General features: G+C 63.6%; 13 protein-coding genes. 6 read left to right on the top strand and 7 right to left on the bottom strand.

What is annotated here, in order from left to right:
* Positions 1 to 99 precede the first annotated feature (99 nt).
* Positions 100 to 1,086 (bottom strand): cobaltochelatase subunit CobS, encoded by a 987-nt coding sequence (gene cobS, locus VWZ87_RS08805; RefSeq protein ID WP_416536769.1) that lies wholly within the window; start codon positions 1,084 to 1,086, stop codon positions 100 to 102.
* A 429-nt stretch (positions 1,087 to 1,515) separates the two neighbouring features.
* Here cobS and VWZ87_RS08800 point away from each other — a divergent pair, with 429 nt between their 5' ends.
* Positions 1,516 to 3,627, top strand: a complete 2,112-nt coding sequence (locus VWZ87_RS08800) for a DEAD/DEAH box helicase (RefSeq protein ID WP_416536770.1) — start codon at positions 1,516 to 1,518, stop codon at positions 3,625 to 3,627.
* 224 nt (positions 3,628 to 3,851) lie between these two features.
* Here VWZ87_RS08800 and VWZ87_RS08795 read toward each other — a convergent pair whose 3' ends face one another.
* Entirely contained in the window at positions 3,852 to 4,475 is a 624-nt protein-coding gene (locus VWZ87_RS08795) for a DnaJ domain-containing protein (RefSeq protein ID WP_340545061.1), read from the bottom strand.
* A gap of 118 nt (positions 4,476 to 4,593) precedes the next feature.
* Between VWZ87_RS08795 and VWZ87_RS08790 the strand changes: the two genes are divergently transcribed.
* Entirely contained in the window at positions 4,594 to 4,848 is a 255-nt protein-coding gene (locus tag VWZ87_RS08790; RefSeq protein WP_340545062.1) for a BolA family protein, read from the top strand.
* A 74-nt stretch (positions 4,849 to 4,922) separates the two neighbouring features.
* Here VWZ87_RS08790 and VWZ87_RS08785 read toward each other — a convergent pair whose 3' ends face one another.
* The gene (locus tag VWZ87_RS08785; protein ID WP_416536771.1) at positions 4,923 to 5,594 is read right to left on the bottom strand and encodes a DUF4177 domain-containing protein; all 672 of its coding nucleotides are present in this window, start codon (positions 5,592 to 5,594) and stop codon (positions 4,923 to 4,925) included.
* A 232-nt stretch (positions 5,595 to 5,826) separates the two neighbouring features.
* Positions 5,827 to 7,338 (bottom strand): Asp-tRNA(Asn)/Glu-tRNA(Gln) amidotransferase subunit GatB, encoded by a 1,512-nt coding sequence (gene gatB / locus VWZ87_RS08780; protein ID WP_416536772.1) that lies wholly within the window; start codon positions 7,336 to 7,338, stop codon positions 5,827 to 5,829.
* 287 nt (positions 7,339 to 7,625) lie between these two features.
* Between gatB and VWZ87_RS08775 the strand changes: the two genes are divergently transcribed.
* Positions 7,626 to 10,019, top strand: a complete 2,394-nt coding sequence (locus VWZ87_RS08775) for a Tex family protein (protein WP_416536773.1) — start codon at positions 7,626 to 7,628, stop codon at positions 10,017 to 10,019.
* Positions 10,020 to 10,038: 19 nt separating this feature from the next.
* Here VWZ87_RS08775 and VWZ87_RS08770 read toward each other — a convergent pair whose 3' ends face one another.
* The 3 genes from VWZ87_RS08770 to pepN all read right to left on the bottom strand — a co-directional run bounded on the left by VWZ87_RS08770 (position 10,039) and on the right by pepN (position 14,697).
* Positions 10,039 to 11,373 (bottom strand): hypothetical protein, encoded by a 1,335-nt coding sequence (locus tag VWZ87_RS08770; protein WP_416536809.1) that lies wholly within the window; start codon positions 11,371 to 11,373, stop codon positions 10,039 to 10,041.
* 177 nt (positions 11,374 to 11,550) lie between these two features.
* Complete coding sequence (locus tag VWZ87_RS08765; protein WP_416536774.1) at positions 11,551 to 12,027, bottom strand: hypothetical protein; 477 nt, start codon at positions 12,025 to 12,027, stop codon at positions 11,551 to 11,553.
* Positions 12,028 to 12,132: 105 nt separating this feature from the next.
* Positions 12,133 to 14,697, bottom strand: coding sequence for an aminopeptidase N (gene pepN / locus VWZ87_RS08760; protein WP_416536775.1), 2,565 nt, complete (start codon positions 14,695 to 14,697; stop codon positions 12,133 to 12,135).
* A 121-nt stretch (positions 14,698 to 14,818) separates the two neighbouring features.
* Here pepN and VWZ87_RS08755 point away from each other — a divergent pair, with 121 nt between their 5' ends.
* The 3 genes from VWZ87_RS08755 (at position 14,819) to VWZ87_RS08745 (ending at position 17,880) form a co-directional block, all read left to right on the top strand.
* Positions 14,819 to 15,019: a hypothetical protein gene (locus VWZ87_RS08755; RefSeq protein WP_340545069.1), complete on the top strand. Its 201-nt coding sequence runs from the start codon at positions 14,819 to 14,821 to the stop codon at positions 15,017 to 15,019.
* Between the two features lie 236 nt (positions 15,020 to 15,255).
* Complete coding sequence (locus VWZ87_RS08750) at positions 15,256 to 17,388, top strand: malate synthase G (protein ID WP_416536776.1); 2,133 nt, start codon at positions 15,256 to 15,258, stop codon at positions 17,386 to 17,388.
* A 66-nt stretch (positions 17,389 to 17,454) separates the two neighbouring features.
* Complete coding sequence (locus VWZ87_RS08745; RefSeq protein ID WP_340545071.1) at positions 17,455 to 17,880, top strand: GlcG/HbpS family heme-binding protein; 426 nt, start codon at positions 17,455 to 17,457, stop codon at positions 17,878 to 17,880.
* The last annotated feature ends 141 nt before the right edge of the window (positions 17,881 to 18,021 follow it).

Raw genomic sequence — 18,021 nt, 5'->3', positions numbered from 1 at the left:
AGAGGCGAAGCGCCCGCCCGTTTTGCCGGAGGCAAACCTTCGGTCTGGCGGGGGCAGTTCGGGCGCTGCCCGGCCTTGCGGCCGGGCGGCACATTGCTGTTAGCCCAGCGAAACGCTTGCAGCGCTTTCCGGCAGCTCTTCGTCAAAGCAGCGCTGGTAGAACTCGGCGACGGTCTGGCGCTCCAGCTCGTCGCATTTGTTCAGGAACGACAGGCGGAAGGCATAGCCCACATCGCGGAAAATCTCGGCGTTCTGCGCCCAGTTAATCACCGTCCGCGGCGACATCACGGTGGAGAGATCGCCGTTCATGAAGGCGGTGCGGGTGAGATCGGCGACGGTGACCATCTGGCTGATGGTCTTGCGACCCTTCTCGGTGTTGTAATGCGGCGCCTTGGACAGGACGATGGCGCTTTCGGCGTCGTGGCTGAGGTAGTTCAGCGTGGCCACCAGCGACCAGCGGTCCATCTGGGCCTGGTTGATCTGCTGGGTGCCGTGATAGAGGCCAGTGGTATCGCCCAGACCAACGGTGTTGGCGGTGGCAAACAGGCGGAAGAACGGGTTCGGGGTGATGATCTCGTTCTGATCGAGGAGCGTCAGCTTGCCGTCATGCTCCAGAACGCGCTGGATCACGAACATCACGTCCGCGCGGCCCGCGTCATATTCGTCGAACACGATGGCAACCGGGTTGCGCAGCGCCCAGGGCAGGATGCCTTCGTGGAATTCAGTGACCTGCTTGCCGTCGCGCAGCTTGATCGCGTCCTTGCCAATGAGGTCGATCCGGGAGATGTGGCTGTCGAGGTTCACCCGGACGGAGGGCCAGTTCAGGCGCGCGGCGACCTGTTCGATATGGGTCGATTTACCGGTGCCGTGGTAGCCCTGGATCATCACGCGGCGGTTGTGGCTGAAGCCTGCCAGAATGGCCAATGTGGTCTCGGGATCGAATTTATAGGTCGGATCCAGAGCCGGAACCCGGTCGGAGCCGTCGGCGAAGCCCTTGACGGTCATATCCGTATCAATTCCGAACACATCGCGCACCGAAAGGGTCTCGGTGGGTTTCGCGTTCATATCCAGCATACCGTCGGTCATCGCAATCGATCCTTATCCTCATCCGCGCAGCGTCCGTCGGCTGGCGGCAATCCGGTGGATTGGTGCCTGATCTTGTCTGCAATCGCAAGGGGCCAAGGCCGGGTTTGACCAGCTGTCGTGACGTTTGGTCTCAATCTGGCACTAAGGCCGCGCCTGGCCGGGCCAGTTGCGCGCGTGTCGGGCGGGGGCATTCCGGCCCGCGCCCCTGTGTTCTGCCGGTGGCAGGGTGTGACGGCAAACGCATAGCGGGGTTGCGTCTGCTGGTGGCTTCTGGTGCCGGATGAGCCAAATGAACCCTGTACAAAAGGGGGCAAAGCCGATATCAGCGCGCACTTGGATGATGCCATCCGCGTTCCTGCGCAGTCGGGGACATTCCCGATATTCGGCGTGCCCTTTGGCGGCGCGCCCCGCAGCAAGCGAAATGAAATCTTGAAAACAGCACTCGAACAAGCGCTTCAGGCGCGCGGCTACGAGCATTTGACACCCGTTCAACAGGCCGTCACCGCGCCCGAGCTGGATCAGTCCGACCTTCTGGTGTCGGCGCAGACCGGTTCCGGCAAAACCGTAGGCTTCGGCCTGGCGATGGCCCCTACATTGCTGGGTGAGGCCGAGAAACTGGACCGGGCCGAGCTGCCGCTGGCGCTGGTTATCGCGCCGACGCGCGAACTGGCGTTGCAGGTGAAACGCGAACTGGGCTGGCTCTATGCCGAGGCCGGTGCGCAGGTCGTCTCCACCGTGGGCGGTATGGACATGCGCGACGAACGCCGCGCGCTGGAGCGTGGCGCGCATATCGTCGTGGCCACCCCCGGCCGTCTGCGCGATCACATCATGCGCGGCTCGATCAACCTGTCGCAGGTACGCGCCGTGGTGCTGGACGAAGCAGACGAGATGCTGGATCTGGGCTTCCGCGAGGATCTGGAGTTCATTCTGGGCGAATCCCCGGAAGACCGCCGCACCCTGATGTTCTCGGCAACTGTGCCGACTGGTATCGCGCGTCTGGCGGAGACCTATCTCAAGGATCACCAGCGGATCAAAACCGTGGCTGAAGCCTCGCAGCACGCGGATATCGAATACCAGATGCTGGCTGTGGCGCAGCGCGACGTCGAAAACGCCGTTATCAACGTGCTGCGCTTCCACGAGTCGCCCAATGCGATCGTGTTCTGCAACACCCGTGCGGTGGTGAACCGGATGACCACGCGGCTGAGCAATCGCGGATTTTCCGTGGTTGCCCTGTCGGGCGAGCTGTCCCAGGCGGAGCGGAGCAACGCGTTGCAATCCCTGCGCGACGGGCGGGCGCGGGTTTGCGTGGCCACCGATGTGGCGGCGCGCGGGATCGACCTGCCGAAGCTGGATCTGGTGATTCATGCGGATCTGCCGTCCAGCCACGAAACCCTGTTGCACCGCTCGGGCCGTACCGGCCGTGCCGGGCGCCAGGGTGTGTCCGCGCTGATCGTGCCCCCAAAGGCCAAGGGCAAGGCCCTGCGCCTGCTGCGTGCCGCCAAGATCACCGCAGAAACCAGCCCGGCCCCCAGTGCCGATGATGTGCGCGCCCGCGACTTTGAACGTCTCTTGGGTGACAAGGCCTGGAGCGAGCCGGTCAGCGAAAATGAGACCGCCCCGGTGGCGGAACTGGTCGAGCGTTTCTCTCCCGAGCAGCTGGCCGCCGCCTATCTTCGCCTGTTCCACGACCGCCACAGCGCGCCGGAAGAGCTGAGCGATCCGCAGATGGACAAGCGCGAGCGGGAAGAGCGGGCGCCCTTTGGCCCCTCCGTCTGGTTTGCGGTCAGTGGTGGTCGCAAGGCCGGTGCCGAGCCGCGCCGCCTGCTGCCGATGCTGTGCAATGCCGGCAATCTGACCAAAGACGACATCGGCGCGATCCGCATTCAGTTCGACCAGAGCTATGTCGAGGTGCGCGAAAGCAGTGCCGATGCGTTCTGGGGTGCGGTCAAACATGGTGAGCTGGAAGAGGGCGCCACGGTAACGCGTCTGGACAAGGCGCCAGATCTGCCGAAATCGCCGCGCCCGCAGAACCGGGACCGCGATGGTTTCCGCGATGACAAGCGTGGCCCCCGTGGCCAGGATCGTGGTGAGCGCAAGCCCTACGGCGACAAACCCAGCTATGACAAGCCGCGCGGTGACAAACCCCGGGGCGACAAGCCTGCCTATGGTGACAAGCCTGCCTATGGTGACAAGCCTGCCTATGGTGACAAGCCACGGAGCAGCAAGCCCTATGGCGACAAACCCCGTGGCGACAAGCCCAGCTATGGCGACAAGCCGCGCTTTGACAAACCAAAGCGTACTGGCGAAGGCGGCAAGGCCACGGTGACTGCGCGCGGCCCGTCGGATCGTGCCGCCAGCCCCTCAAAACCCGCCAAACCGGCGGTTCCGGGCAAGCCCAAGGGCGATTGGTCCAATCCGGGGAAATCGGGCCGCAAGGGCGCACCGCCACCAAAGGGCAAGCTGACCAGCAAGAAGAACAAGGCCCGGGCAGCAGTTGCCAAAACAGGTGGAGCGGCGCGGCCGCAGCGCAAGGGCAGCTAACATCCGAGCCTGTCAGCAAGACAGAAAGCCACGGCACCGATCTGCCGTGGCTTTTTCATTTGGGGACAAATCTCTGCCCCGCGCCGATCCGTAGCTGTCCCGTGGCGGGCGTCTGAACGCTGCAAGCTTCTGGCGTTGCAAAACCCAGAGGTTGCACAAAGAAAAAGCGCCGCTTGCGCGACGCTCTGGTTTTCTGTCTGGCTGGTTCGGGGCGCAACCGCCGCTTATTTGAAACTGCGGCTGTCCTTGATCTGGTCCCAGGCCCAGACCACCTCTTGCAGCTGTTCTTCCTGGCTGCGGTCGCCACCGTTCATGTCGGGGTGCAGCACCTTGATCAGCTTCTTATAGGCTTTGCGGATGTCTGCCTTGCTCCAGTCGTCCTTGGCCTCAAGCACTTCCAGCGCGCGGCGTTCTGTCGGGGGCAGGCGGCGCCCGGCCTGGGCTGAGCGACCCGGATTCCGGGTGGCGTTCTGGCCCAGCACCTGATGCGGATCCTCGATGCCCAGCCGCGCCCAGGCGCGCGCCTCGGGGTCACCCATCGGTTTGGTCTGACGTTCCCAGACCTTGTCCTTGGATTGCTGGGCGTTCAATTCGGCCTCGGTGGTGCCTTCAAAGAAGTTCCACTTGGTATTGTATTCGCGCACGTGCTCCTGGCAGAACCAGTAGTAATCATCCAGCACATCCGGTGCCTTGGGCGCGCGGAATTTGCCGGGTTCATCGCAGCCATCCTTGTCGCAGATGCGCTGCGAGGTCTCGGACGCGCCGGTGGCGGCCCGCCGGCCGCGGGGGTTCTTTTTCTTCGCTGACCGGATGGACATATCGAAACCAAAGGGATCTGACTTGGTCATGGGGCGCACCTTCTAGACGCAACTGTTCGACTCGGAGGCAGCAGTTTAGTCTAAGGGGCGGCAGATTGAAGGGGGCTGGGAAAATTAATACGGGGATTTTTATGCAGGACACGCCAGAATGAGCATCCGTGAAGAGATCGAGACGCGTCTGCGCGATGCATTTGCACCACGCGCATTGCGGGTTGAGGATGAGAGCGACCAGCACGTCGGCCACGCCGGTCACGACGGGCGTGGCGAAAGCCATTTCAACGTATATATCCGGGCCGATGGCTTTGCCGAGATGTCCCGCGTGGCGCAGCATCGCGCTGTGCATAAGGCGCTGGGCGATATCGTGCCGCGCATCCACGCGCTGGCGCTGGATATCGGAGTCTAGCGGCGGAAGTCAGGCAAAGCCCCGCCGATGTGCCACAATGGCAACGCTGGCGGGGAATTGCATCCGGGGGCTGGTCAGCTGTTTGCCGGATCCTCGGAGGATTTTTCCGATCTGGTCAGTTTTGGTTCTGCTTTTGGCGCGGGTTTGGCGGCGCCATCTTTCGGGGTGGCGGCAAGGCTGGCGCGGGCTTTCAGGGCGGCGGTCAGGCCGGACACCGGGCTCAGCTCCTCGACGCCGTCATCGGCGACCATAGAGCGGGCGCCCCGGCCCGGAACGGCAATGGCGCCTGCCGGGGCCTCTGGGTCGCCGGCGATGGCGATGGGTGGCGCGACAGCGCTGGTGGTGGCCGGGCCAAGCGTCGGGACTGCTGGTGTCTCCTCCGCGGGGGTCGCTGTGGCAGCTGCCGCTGTGCTGTGATCCGCCGCTTGGGCGGGGGTCTGCGCTGCGAGCTGCGCGGTGATCTGGGCGGCCAGCTGAGCCACGGCCTGAGCCTGCAACTGCTCGGCGGCGGCTGGCAGCGCACGGCGGAAGATCAGCACGTTGCGCCAGTTCGTCGTCGAGCCGGTCAGCCCGCTGCGCTCTTCGGATGGCAGCAGCTCCGCGCGCTGATATTCCCAGCCCTCTGCCGCCATGTCGTTCAGCAGGATATCAATGGAATTGGCAAAGCGGGCTTCGGCGGTTTTGACGCCCTTGGCCTTGGTGCCCTTGGCGGGGGCGGGGACAACTTTGTATTCAAAAGCTTGCATAAACGTCTCCTGTGTCGGCGGCAGGTTTAGCGCAAGCGTGCGGGGGGTCAAGCGTCCGCGTTCCCCATGGGCGGGGACCTGTCGGGCGGCAGTATACCCCAATTGCCGCTGCGGCTTCCAGATCATCGCGTTCGGGTTGGGGTGTGGCAGCGCCTTTCACAGGACAAAGGGCGCCACCGGGGCGCCCTTGCGTGGTTCTTATCTGAGGGGCGTCGCGTGCCCGGTGGCCGGATCAGCCGCCCAGTTTCTGCGCCACCAGCTTGTTCACGGCGGCTGGATTCGCCTTTCCGCCGGTGGCCTTCATCACCTGGCCGACAAACCAGCCTGCCAGTTTCGGGTTCACCTTGGCCTTCTCCACCTGCGCGGGGTTGGCGGCGATGATCTCGTCCAGCGCGGCTTCGATGGCGCCGGTATCTGTCACCTGCTTCATGCCGCGCTCTTCGACGATCTGAGCGGGGTCGCCGCCTTCGGTATAGACGATCTCAAAGAGGTCCTTGGCGATCTTGCCGGAGATCGCGTCGGAGGCGATCAGGTCGATGATGCCGCCCAGCTGGGCAGGTGAGACCGGGGAGTCGGTGATCGTGTGGTCTTCTTTCTTCAGGCGGCCGAACAGCTCGTTGATGACCCAGTTTGCAGCCAGCTTGCCGCTGCGGCCCTTGGCGGTTTCCTCGAAGAAGGCCGCCGATTCCACATCCGCGGTCAGTACCGAGGCGTCATAGTCGCTGAGGCCGAAGTCTTTGATGAAACGTGCCTTTTTCTCGTCCGGCAGTTCCGGCAGGTTTGCCTTGATCTCATCCACCCAGTCCTGCTCGATTTCCAGCGGCAAGAGGTCGGGGTCGGGGAAATAGCGGTAGTCATGCGCCTCTTCCTTGGAGCGCATGGAGCGGGTTTCGCCCTTGTCCGGATCGTACAGGCGGGTTTCCTGCATGATCTCGCCACCTGCCTCGATGATGGCGATCTGGCGGCGGGCTTCGACCTCGATCGCCTGCTGGATGAAGCGCATCGAGTTCATGTTCTTGATCTCGCAGCGGGTGCCGAGGTGGGAGAAGTCCTGGGTTTCCTGATACTTCTCGTACTGGCCCGGCAGGCAGACGGAGACGTTGACGTCGGCGCGCAGGTTGCCGTTCTGCATATTGCCGTCGCAGGTGCCGAGATACTGCATGATCTGGCGCAGCTTGGCGATATAGGCGGCGGCTTCTTCCGGGCCGCGAATGTCGGGGCGCGAGACGATCTCCATCAGGCAGACGCCGGTCCGGTTCAGGTCGACAAAGGACATGTTGGGATCCATGTCGTGGATCGACTTGCCCGCGTCCTGCTCCATGTGGATCCGCTCCACACGCACGTTGCGCGCGGTGCCGTCGCCCAGTTCCACCAGCACTTCGCCTTCGCCCACAATCGGGTGGTAAAGCTGGGAAATCTGGTAGCCCTGCGGCAGGTCGGGGTAGAAGTAGTTCTTGCGGTCAAAAGCCGACCACAGGTTGATATCGGCCTTCAGGCCCAGACCGGTGCGCACCGCCTGTTCAATGCAGTATTCGTTGATCACGGGCAGCATGCCGGGCATCGCCGCGTCCACAAAGGCCACGTTGGAGTTCGGCTCGGCGCCGAATTTGGTGGAGGCGCCGGAGAACAGCTTGGCATTGGAGCTGACCTGAGCATGCACCTCCATACCGATGACCAGTTCCCAGTCATGCTTGGCGCCCGCGATCACCTTGGGCTTGGGGAGTTCATATGTCAGGTCGAGCATGGTTTTCCGCCGTATCCGAATGTCCGATGTTGGCAAGCGTTCTAGGCCCCCGCGCGGGCAGGGGCAAGGGGGCATTGAGGGGCAGAAGGGTACATTGATTTGCCCTTTTGCATGGGCCGCAGGTCCGGGCAGCGCCCGTCCCGCGCCCATGGGCGGGCGCTTCACGCCCACCCTCGGGACGGACTCTGCCCTCCGCAATGGTTCGCTCGGGGCTGATTCAGCCTCTTGGCGAGACGTTCCGGCAGGGCTAGTACTGGCAGCCCGAGCAGAAATTTCAGGAGGCCGCCTTGGACACATCCGCCCGCATCAGCCAGACCATTGCCACGGAAATCGGCGCCGCCGCCAAACAGGTGAGTGCCGCCGTTGCGCTGCTGGATGAAGGCGCCACAGTGCCCTTTGTCGCGCGCTACCGCAAGGAGGCCACGGGCGGGCTGGATGACACCCAGCTGCGCACGCTGGCTGAGCGTCTGGACTATCTGCGTGAGCTGGAAAAGCGCCGCGCCGCCATCCTCGACTCGATCAAGGGGCAGGACAAGCTGACCGACGATCTGGCTGCCTCGATTGCCAAGGCGGAGACCAAGGCGCAGCTGGAGGATATCTATCTGCCCTACAAGCCCAAGCGGCGCACCAAGGCGATGATCGCCAAGGAGAACGGGCTGGAGCCGCTGGCGGATGCCATTCTGGCCGACCGCAGCACCGACCCGGAGGCGCTGGCCGAAGGCTATGTTACCGAGGCGGTCGTGACGGTGAAGGACGCGCTGAACGGCGCGCGGGATATCCTGACCGAGCGGCTGACGGAGAATGCAACCCTCTTGGGCCGACTGCGGGAGTTCCTGCAGAAGGAGGCGGTGCTCACCGCCAAGGTGGTCGAGGGCAAGGAGCAGGAGGGCGCCAAGTTCTCCGACTACTTCGCGCATTCCGAGCGCTGGGCGGATGTGCCCTCGCATCGGGCGCTGGCGATGCTGCGCGGCTCCAACGAGGGCGTGCTGACGCTGGACGTCGGGCCGGAGCCGGAGGAAGGCGTGGCGCGCGCCGAGGCGATGGTGGCGGCGGTGCTGGGCGCGGGCGGCAACGGGCCGGGAGATGTCTGGCTGCGCAAGGTCGCGGGCTGGTGCTGGCGGGTGAAACTGTCGCTCTCGATGATGCTGGAGCTGATGGGCGATCTGCGCGGCCGGGCGCAAGAAGATGCGATTCAGGTTTTTGCCCGCAATCTGAAGGATCTGTTGTTTGCCGCGCCAGCCGGTGCGCGGCCGACTCTCGGGCTGGATCCGGGCATTCGCACCGGCGTCAAGGCGGCGGTGGTTGACGCAACCGGAAAACTGGTGGCCACCGAGACGTTGTACCCGTTTCAGCCGAAGAACGATCTGCGCGGAGCGCAGGTGTCGATTGTGAAACTGATTGCCGAACATGGCGTTGAGCTGATCGCCATTGGTAACGGGACCGCCAGCCGCGAGACCGAGCGGATGGTGGCGGAGGTGCTGCAACACCTGCCGGCCAAGGTGAAGGCGCCGACCAAGGTGGTGGTGTCCGAGGCCGGCGCCTCGGTCTATTCCGCCTCCGAGCTGGCGGCGCGGGAGTTCCCGGATCTGGATGTCTCCTTGCGCGGTGCGGTCTCGATTGCCCGCCGCCTCCAGGATCCGCTGGCAGAGCTAGTGAAGATCGAGCCCAAGAGCATCGGCGTTGGCCAGTACCAACATGATGTGGACCAGCACAAACTGTCGAAATCGCTGGAAGCGGTGATCGAGGATGTGGTGAACGCCGTTGGGGTAGACCTCAACATGGCGTCGGCGCCGCTGCTGAGCCATGTCTCGGGGCTTGGTCCCGGCCTGGCGGAGGCGATTGTGGCGCACCGCGACATGAACGGCGCATTCAGCTCGCGCAAGCAGCTGCTGAAGGTGGCGCGCCTCGGCCCCAAGGCGTTTGAGCAATGCGCGGGATTCCTGCGGATCCGCGATGGCAAGGAGCCGCTGGATGCGTCCTCAGTTCACCCCGAAAGCTATGATGTGGCGCGCAAGATCGTGGTGGCCTGCGGCCGTGATATCCGCCAGATCATGGGCGATGGTGCGGCGCTTAAATCCTTGCGGGCAGAGGATTTTGTGGGCGGCGACGTGGGCCTGCCGACGGTTCGGGATATCTTTGCGGAACTGGAGAAACCGGGCCGCGACCCGCGCCCGTCTTTTGTGACGGCGTCCTTCAAGGATGGGGTGGAGACGATCACCGACCTGAAACCCGGCATGGTGCTGGAAGGCACGGTCACCAATGTCGCGGGTTTTGGGGCATTCGTGGACATCGGGGTGCATCAGGATGGGCTGGTGCACGTGAGCCAGCTGGCGGACCGCTTCGTGAAAGACCCGCATGAGGTGGTGAAGACAGGACAGGTGGTCAAGGTCACTGTCACCGAGGTGGATGTGCCGCGCAAGCGGATCGCCCTCACCATGAAGAAGGACGGCGGTGCCTCAGCCAAAGAGGAGCGCAATGCTCGCGGCCCGGTCAAGGGCGCAGCTCCGCAGCGTGGTGGCAAGCCCGGTGGGCATTCGGGCGGCGGCAAGCGCCAGACGTCCGCTGGCCCAAAGGGTGGTCAGGGCAGGGGGCAGGGTTCAGGTCAAGGCTCTGGGCAAAGCTCTGGCCAAACCACGGGCGCGCTGGGTGCGGCCCTGTTGGATGCGTTCAAAAAAACCTGAGCGATGCTGCGCGGCCCGCCTAGTCAGGCGAGACGCGCAGCCCTTTGGCGGAAAACTCCACCCGCTGGCCGGCCTCGATTTCGCTGCGAAACAGGCCGGCGATGAAGCGCAGCGCGTCCCGGCGGCCATGGTCGGCAAACCGGCGCGGTGAGGCGATGCGCAGGTTGTTGTCGAACCGCTGCGCGGCGTGGGCCCAGATCAGCGGATGAATTTCGCGCAGGTGGTCGCGGATCAGCCAATCCGCCGCCCCGGCGATCTCGCCGCGCTGCCCGGTGGTGGTCGTTGCGGTCTCTTCGACATAACGCAGCGCCACCGCGCAGTAAGAGGCCAGCAGGTTGATCATTTCCTGATCCGGTCGGCGTGAGACTATATCGCGCAAGCCATCCATGAAGAAGTCGATGTCGACGCGGGCGCAGGCTTCCGGGTCCAAGGCGATGGCGTCGAAATAGACCCAGGCGTAGCCGCCGTCGCCCCAGATCTCTTGTGTACGGGCGGCAGTGCGGCGCGCTTCGAGGTCGAGGGCATCGTAGCTGCCGAACCAGCGCGGCAGCATATGGGTGCCGAGACTGCGCATGTGGCGGTGATTGTCGGGGTCCAGGTCGATGAGTGCGGCGAAATCATCCGCCACCTGCGTCGCGCTGGCGGATCGTTGCCCGGCGAGCAGCGCGGTTTTCGCTGCGGCAATAAACGGGCTGTCGAGGGCAATACCATCCAGCGGATGCAGCAAGGCGGCTGCCCTGTCGAAATGGGCGGCGCAACGCTGGCCATTGGCCACGGTGATTGACAGGACATCGGAATAGCCGCGCCAGATCCAGGCCACATCAATATGGGCGAGGGCCACCAGAGTGCGCAGATAAGGATCGTCGCGGTGTTCCACGCACATCGTCTCCAGCCCCATGACGCCTTCGATCATCTTGCGCCGGTCCCCGGCGTGGCCAAGGCTGAGCGCATGTTCGACGGCATTGACCACATCGCTGCGCGCGCCATGGGCCAGAAGCTCGGCAACGGGCAGGCCATGCGGCGTATTCTGGCGGGCCTTGTCGGCTTTTGCGATCTCTGCGGAGAGGTCGGTCCAGCGGTCCTGACGGGCCAGAAACTGTCCCTTGTCCTGAAGCGTTCCGCAGTCGCTTTCGCCCTGATCCGGCTCGCAGACCGGCACGATGAGCTGCTGCGGCGGGTGATCCGGGCGGTCTGCGGCGCGGCGGGGGGCGGTTGCCTGATCCTGCCTGCTGCGGGCGGCAGCGCAGGGGGGCGCCGCTGTGTTTTGCGTGAGGGTCGCCCGACCTTCACCGGGTAGCAGAGTTGAAAATACCTGTCTGATAAGGTCGCGCGCTGGGGTGTTTTTGTTGAGCATATCCATGTCCGCGTGCTGGCAGCTGAAATCACTGCAATCAGACTGGCCGTTCTTTGGGGCGCAATCATGGCGGGCGCGCGCCATTGCGATGGACGATTGGGATATTCCAGTGGCAGGTTAACGGGGGTTAAGATTTGCCTGTGTGGCGGCGGGGCGTCGTTTTGGGGAGGTCCGCGCTCAATAGATGCGGAAGTGATGCCGCCTGACGGGCAGGCCTGCTGCGGTGAGGGCCTGTTCAAGGATCTGATGCGGTGGCAGGCAATCGGGGGGAATGCGCAACCACTTGCCCGCCTCCGTATGAACGGTGGCGCGGTGAGAAAAGTCCCAGCGCCGGTCGAGCGTCACATGGCTTATCCGATTGATCGGCAGGTCTACGGCGCCGGAGGCATTGCGCCAGCAGAGCCGTGTTGCATCCAGCTTCAGGCTGGCAGTCGGGTTGCGCCAGAGTTCCCAGAGGCCGGGCAGCATTGGCAAGATCAGCAGCAGCGAGATCCAGAGCGCGACGGAAAGCGCCAGCGACAGCGCCGCAATCCCGGCCCCCCACAGGCCGAGGGCGAGCAGCAGGCGTGGCGAGCGGGCGGCCCGGCTGTAGCGATAGGCGGGAATGACTGCCCGGCGGCTCGTTGGCGGATCTGTCATCGGAGCATCAGCCATGAGGCGGGGTCTCGATGACAGATGGTTCGCGCCGAGGCGCGGAGGAGCGGCGGCGGATTGCGAACGGGCCATGATATGGCCCGCTCTTCTGCGCGGCCTGTCGCATCACCCCTTCAGGATCCGGCTGACCATTTCATGGGTGTCCCGGCTCAGCCCGTCAGTGGCCAGAATGCGCTCCAGCTCGGCCCGGACCAGCGCCTGACGCGCGCTGTCGTAGCGCGTCCAGGTCTGGAAGGCAGCACACATCCGTGCGGTGGTTTGCGGGTTCAGCGGGTCCAGCGCGATGAGGTTCTGCGCCAGCAGGGAATAGCCTGCACCGCTGTCGTGGTGAAAGCCTGCGTGATGGCCGGCAAGCGCGCCCATGACGGCGCGGAACCGGTTGGGGTTCTTCATGCTGAACAGCGGGTGCTGGGTCAGCTCTGCGGCCGTGCGAGCGGCGGCGTCTGGCGCGGCGCAGGCCACTTGCAGGGCAAACCATTTGTCCATCACCAGACGGTCGTCCTGCCACTGATCAAAGAAGGCCTGGCTCTGGTCCGCGCCTTTCTCCGCCTTCATCAGGCTTACCAGTGCGGCATATTGCTGGGTCATGTTGTCGGCGGTCTGATACTGGCGCGCAGCCTGATCGCCACCGTCGAGACGGGTCAGCAGCGCCAGAATACGGCCGTTCAGCGCCCGCAGGCCCGCGCCATGGGCGTCGGGCTTATAGGGGCCATCGACAGTGGTGGCGGCATAGAGCCGGGGCAGGCTGGTTTCCAGCTGCTGCGCCAGGGTCTGGGTGAAGGTCTCCGCCGCGTCGTAGATTTTCTGCGGGTCGGGTGTGACCCCACGATCGTGCAGGGTCTGGGCGATTTCCGACTGGCTGGGGGGAGACAGAACCAGCGCGCGGAAGGCGGGGTCCAGCGCATCGTCGCGCACCAGTTTGACCAGCGCATCAAGATAGGCCGTATCGGGGGCGATGCCATCGGTCACCATGGCGACGCGGGTTTCTGTCGCGAGGAGATTGCCGGCCTCCCAGCGGTTGAAGGGATCAGTGTCATGGGCCAGCAGGAAGGCACGCTCTGTGTTGGTGGTCTCGCGCTCCAGGATCACCGGGGCCGAAAACTCCCGCAGGATGGAGGGCACCGGTTTCGAGGCGAGGCCGTCAAAGGTGAAGCTCTGTCTGGCTTCGGTCAGCTCCAGCACTTCGGTGCCGCGCAGATCGTCGCCGTTGGGGGACAACAGGCCCACCGCGATCGGAATGACCCGCGGCGCCTTGTTCTGCTGGCCGGGTGTCGGCGGCGTCGATTGCTCAAATGTCAGGGTATAGGTGCCGTCGGCGTAATCCTCGGACACTTTTACCCGCGGCGTGCCTGCCTCGCTGTACCACAGCTTGAATTGGGTCAGGTCGCGGCCGGTTGCGTCCTCGAACACCTTTAGCCAATCCTCGATGGTGCAGGCCTGCCCGTCGTGGCGCTCGAAATAGAGCTTCAGCGCCTTGTAGTAGTTTTCATCGCCGACCAGCCGCTTCAGCATGCCGATTACCTCGGCGCCTTTTTCATAGACGGTGGCAGTGTAGAAGTTGTTGATTTCCTGGAACTGTTCCGGGCGCGGCGGATGGGCGAGGGGGCCGCCGTCCTCCGGGAACTGGCGGGCGCGCAGGGCGATGACGTCTTCGATCCGCTTCACCGGCTCCGATCGCATGTCGGCGGTGAACTGGGCGTCGCGATAGACGGTCAGCCCTTCCTTGAGGCAGAGCTGGAACCAGTCGCGGCAGGTGATGCGGTTGCCGGTCCAGTTGTGGAAATACTCATGCGCGATGATCGCCTCGATCCGTTCGAAATTGGCATCCGTGGAGGTTTCGGGTGATGCCAGTACGCAGGAGGAGTTGAAGATATTCAGCCCCTTGTTTTCCATCGCACCCATGTTGAAGTCGTCAACCGCGACGATGTTGAACAGATCGAGGTCATATTCGAGGCCATAGACGTCCTCGTCCCATTTCATCGACTTTTTCAGCGCCTCCATGCCAAAGGCGCATTTGCCCTCATCCCCCGGACGGACCCAGATGTTCAGCTCGACATCCTTGCCGGATTTGGTGGTGAAGCGGTCGGGGTGGTTCACCAGATCGCCGGCCACCAGCGCAAAGAGATAGGCCGGTTTGGGCCAGGGGTCGTGCCATTCGGCCCAACCCTCGCCTGCGCCCACCGGGTTGCCGTTCGACAGCATCACCGGCGCGTCGCCTTCAATCCGGACCGAGAACGTCGACATCACGTCCGGGCGGTCCGGGTAGTAGGTGATCTTGCGGAACCCTTCGGCCTCGCATTGGGTGCAATACATGCCGCTGGACATATAAAGCCCTTCCAGCGCGGTATTGGCGGCGGGGTCGATTTCCACCTCGGCCTCCCAGACGAAGGGGGTATCGGGGGTGGCGCAGGTCAGCCCGCCGTCGATCAGCTCGGGTGTCACCGGCGCGCCGTCGATTTTGGCCGAGATCAGCTTCAGCGCTTCGCCATGCAGGAAGAACCGGGGATCGGCGGCCTCGGCTTTGGGCGAAAACCGGATCTTGCTCAGAACGCGGGTGGCATTCGGCGAGAGTTGAAACGTCAGCTCGACCTTCTCCACCTCAAATCCGAAGGGTTTGTAATCCTTTAGATAAATCGTCTCCGGTGCGGTGGCGGGCGCGGCATCTTTCATGGTTTTTTCCTGTTCCATGGAACCCGGATGGGTCCGTCAGCGTATCTATACCAAGACTATGTACCAGCGGCTGCGGCCCCGCGCCAGCAACCGCGCAAACTTGTAGACAAAGGAGCGGCCCATGTCGGCACCTGACACCAATGTTGAACGCGAAGAGAAACTGCACAAACCGGCCCTATTGGGCATTCGGGGCGTCGTTGTTGCGGTGCTTTTGATGTTCGCCGTCTTCCTGTTGTGGGTTTTCAACAAAGGTGGCGAGCAGGACGTGGTCGAAGCACCGCAGACCGCCGCCGAAGTGCAGGCGACCATCGCCGGTGACTGACCCTGTATGACAATCTGATATTCCTCCCCGACTTGCCCGGTAGCTCGCTACCGGGCTTTTTCTGTTTGGAGAGTGTCGCTAGTGTGAGAGACGGTCGGCGCTGTCGGGCATCTGTAGAGATTATTTGAAGCAGTTTCGCATGAATTGGTAAACTAATATTACCGCCGACGTTGATGATACGGAACTATTGGTGTATCGGGGGCAGTAATACGCCCAGTTAACAGGAGGATGGCCCCATGAGCGGGATGCAGGAACGTCATGATATGCAGGTGGCTGACACGCTGGTGTCCTTCATCGAGGACAAGGCGCTGCCCGGCACCGGTGTCACGACAGATGCCTTCTGGGGTGGTCTGGCCGGTCTGGTCAACGGCATGGGTGACGAAAATCGCGCATTGCTGGCCAAACGCGCCGATCTTCAGGGGCAGATTGATGCCTGGCATATCGCGCGCCGGGGCCAGGCCCATGACGCGGCGGCCTATGAGGCGTTTTTGCGCGAGATCGGCTATCTGCTGCCCGAAGGGGATGATTTCGAGATCGAGACGCAGAATGTTGACGATGAAATCGCCAATGTTCCGGGGCCACAGCTGGTGGTGCCGATCACCAACGCGCGATTTGCCCTGAATGCGGCCAATGCGCGCTGGGGCAGCCTGTATGATGCGCTTTATGGCACCGATGCCATGGGCGACCTGCCGGAGGGCAAAGGCTATGATGCCGGGCGGGGCGCACGGGTGATTGCATGGGGGCGTGGGTTCCTCGATCAGACCTTCCCGCTTGCTGACGGGTCGTGGTCGGACTGCACTGGCCTGTCGGTTGAGGATGGCGCGCTGGTGCCTGCGCTCAAGGATGCGACGCAGTTTGCAGGCTATGACGGCGCCGCCACCACGCCGGGCAGGATCCTGCTAAAAAACAACGGGCTGCATGCAGTGATCGTGGTCGATGCCGAGGGCAATATCGGCAAGGGCGATCAGGCGGGGATCAACGATATCATCCTGGAATCCGCGCTGTCGACCATCATGGATTGCGAAGACTCCGTTGCCTGCGTTGACAGTGAGGACAAGGTCACGGCCTATTCCAACTGGCTGGGCCTGATGAAGCGTGACCTTTCCGAGGAGGTGAGCAAGGGCGGGACCACCTTTACCCGCGTGCTGAATGACGATCTGTCCTTCACCGCGCCGGATGGGTCCGACCTGCGGCTGAAGGGGCGCTCGCTGCTGCTGGTGCGCAACGTCGGCCATCTGATGACCAATCCAGCGGTTTTGGACAGCGAAGGCCGTGAGGCGGGCGAAGGCTTCATGGATGCGATGATCACCGTGCTCTGCGCCATGCACGACCTCCAGGCGGAGGGCGGCAATTCGCTGCATGGTTCGGTCTATGTGGTGAAGCCGAAGATGCACGGGCCCGAGGAAGTCGCCTTTACCAACCGGATCTTTGACCATGTCGAAGACGCGCTGGGCCTGCCGCGCCACACGGTCAAGATTGGTATCATGGATGAGGAACGCCGCACCTCGGTGAACCTCAAGGCATGTATCCGCGCGGCCAAGCATCGTGTGGCCTTTATCAACACCGGCTTTCTGGATCGGACCGGCGATGAGATCCACACCTCGATGGAAGCAGGCCCGATGCTGCGCAAGGGCGAGATGAAATCGACCCCTTGGATTGCCTCCTACGAGGATCGCAATGTCGATATCGGTCTGGCCTGCGGTCTGAAGGGTCGGGCGCAGATCGGCAAGGGGATGTGGGCGATGCCGGATCGCATGGGCGAGATGCTGGAGGCCAAGATCGGCCACCCGAAATCCGGCGCGACCTGTGCATGGGTGCCGTCGCCGACGGCGGCGACCCTGCACGCCACCCATTACCACCATGTTGATGTCCACGCGGTGCAGGACAGCCTGAAGGCAGCCGGTGCGCGCGGAACCCTTGCGGATCTGCTCACCATTCCGGTGATGGATGGTCAGAACCTGTCGGACGCCGATATCGCGCAAGAGATCGAGAACAACGCGCAGGGCATCCTGGGCTATGTGGTGCGTTGGGTTGATCAGGGCGTCGGCTGCTCCAAGGTGCCCGATATCCACGATGTGGGGCTGATGGAAGACCGGGCGACCTGTCGGATTTCCAGCCAAGCGCTGGCCAACTGGCTGCATCATGGCGTGGTGGACGAGGCGCAGGTCATGGCCGCGATGCAGAAAATGGCGGCGGTTGTGGACCAGCAGAATGCGGGTGATCCGAGCTATACGCCGATGGCACCCGGATTTGACGGGGTTGCCTTTCAGGCGGCCTGCGATCTGGTGTTCCGCGGTCGCGTGCAGCCCTCCGGCTATACCGAGCGGGTGCTGCACGCCCGCCGCCTGGAGCTGAAGGCGCAGGGCTGAGAAAAACGACTGGGGTCGGGCGGTTTGCCCGGCCCCTTTTTTATGTGCACATCAAGGACAATAGACATGACCCTCACTCTGGATCAGGCCCGCAGCATCATCGAACATACCCGCGCCAAGGGGCGGGAGATGGCGCTGAAACCGCTCTCTGTCGTCGTCTTGGACGCGGGCGGACATGTGCTTGCCTTTGAACGCGAGGACGGCGCCGCGCCCGGCCGGTTTGCCATCGCCCATGGCAAGGCCTATGGCGCGGTGATGCTGGGCATGGCTGGCACTGCGCAGATGGCGCGCGCTGAACAGCAGGCCTATTTCATGGCAGCCGTGAACGGTGTCTACGGCGGGCAGGTCGTACCGGTCCCCGGTGGCGTATTGCTGCGCAGTGATGCAGGTGCGGTGATCGGGGCTGTGGGGGTCACTGGCGATACCTCCGACAATGACGCCGAGGCGGCGATGGCCGGGATCCGCGCCACCGGGCTGACCGGGGAAGCGTGAGCCGAGGCGCCCGCTGACGAGCTGGCAGATGATCGCGATCTGCCGAAAGCTGCGGCGGAGATACAGCTTTTTACGGCAAAGCGGCAGGTTGCGCCCCATAGGGGAATTGCAACCCGCCGCGGCAGGGCTGTAGGATTGCGG

Origin of the sequence: Phaeobacter sp. JH20_37 (assembly GCF_048056015.1) — a bacterium.
GTDB classification, from domain to species: Bacteria; Pseudomonadota; Alphaproteobacteria; order Rhodobacterales; family Rhodobacteraceae; genus Phaeobacter; species Phaeobacter bryozoorum.
Note: the sequence above shows the minus strand (reverse complement) of the source record. Positions and strands in the feature narration are given on the sequence as shown.

What these genes read in the sequence shown, in the direction of transcription:
- gatB (WP_416536772.1), bottom strand. Translation starts at nt 7,338, where the DNA reads ATGCTCGACCTGACATATGAACTCCCCAAGCCCAAGGTGATCGCGGGC.
- VWZ87_RS08755 (WP_340545069.1), top strand. Translation starts at nt 14,819, where the DNA reads ATGTCGGCACCTGACACCAATGTTGAACGCGAAGAGAAACTGCACAAA.
- VWZ87_RS08765 (WP_416536774.1), bottom strand. Translation starts at nt 12,027, where the DNA reads ATGGCTGATGCTCCGATGACAGATCCGCCAACGAGCCGCCGGGCAGTC.
- pepN (WP_416536775.1), bottom strand. Translation starts at nt 14,697, where the DNA reads ATGAAAGATGCCGCGCCCGCCACCGCACCGGAGACGATTTATCTAAAG.
- VWZ87_RS08790 (WP_340545062.1), top strand. Translation starts at nt 4,594, where the DNA reads ATGAGCATCCGTGAAGAGATCGAGACGCGTCTGCGCGATGCATTTGCA.
- VWZ87_RS08750 (WP_416536776.1), top strand. Translation starts at nt 15,256, where the DNA reads ATGAGCGGGATGCAGGAACGTCATGATATGCAGGTGGCTGACACGCTG.
- VWZ87_RS08770 (WP_416536809.1), bottom strand. Translation starts at nt 11,373, where the DNA reads ATGCTCAACAAAAACACCCCAGCGCGCGACCTTATCAGACAGGTATTT.
- VWZ87_RS08745 (WP_340545071.1), top strand. Translation starts at nt 17,455, where the DNA reads ATGACCCTCACTCTGGATCAGGCCCGCAGCATCATCGAACATACCCGC.
- cobS (WP_416536769.1), bottom strand. Translation starts at nt 1,086, where the DNA reads ATGACCGACGGTATGCTGGATATGAACGCGAAACCCACCGAGACCCTT.
- VWZ87_RS08785 (WP_416536771.1), bottom strand. Translation starts at nt 5,594, where the DNA reads ATGCAAGCTTTTGAATACAAAGTTGTCCCCGCCCCCGCCAAGGGCACC.
- VWZ87_RS08795 (WP_340545061.1), bottom strand. Translation starts at nt 4,475, where the DNA reads ATGACCAAGTCAGATCCCTTTGGTTTCGATATGTCCATCCGGTCAGCG.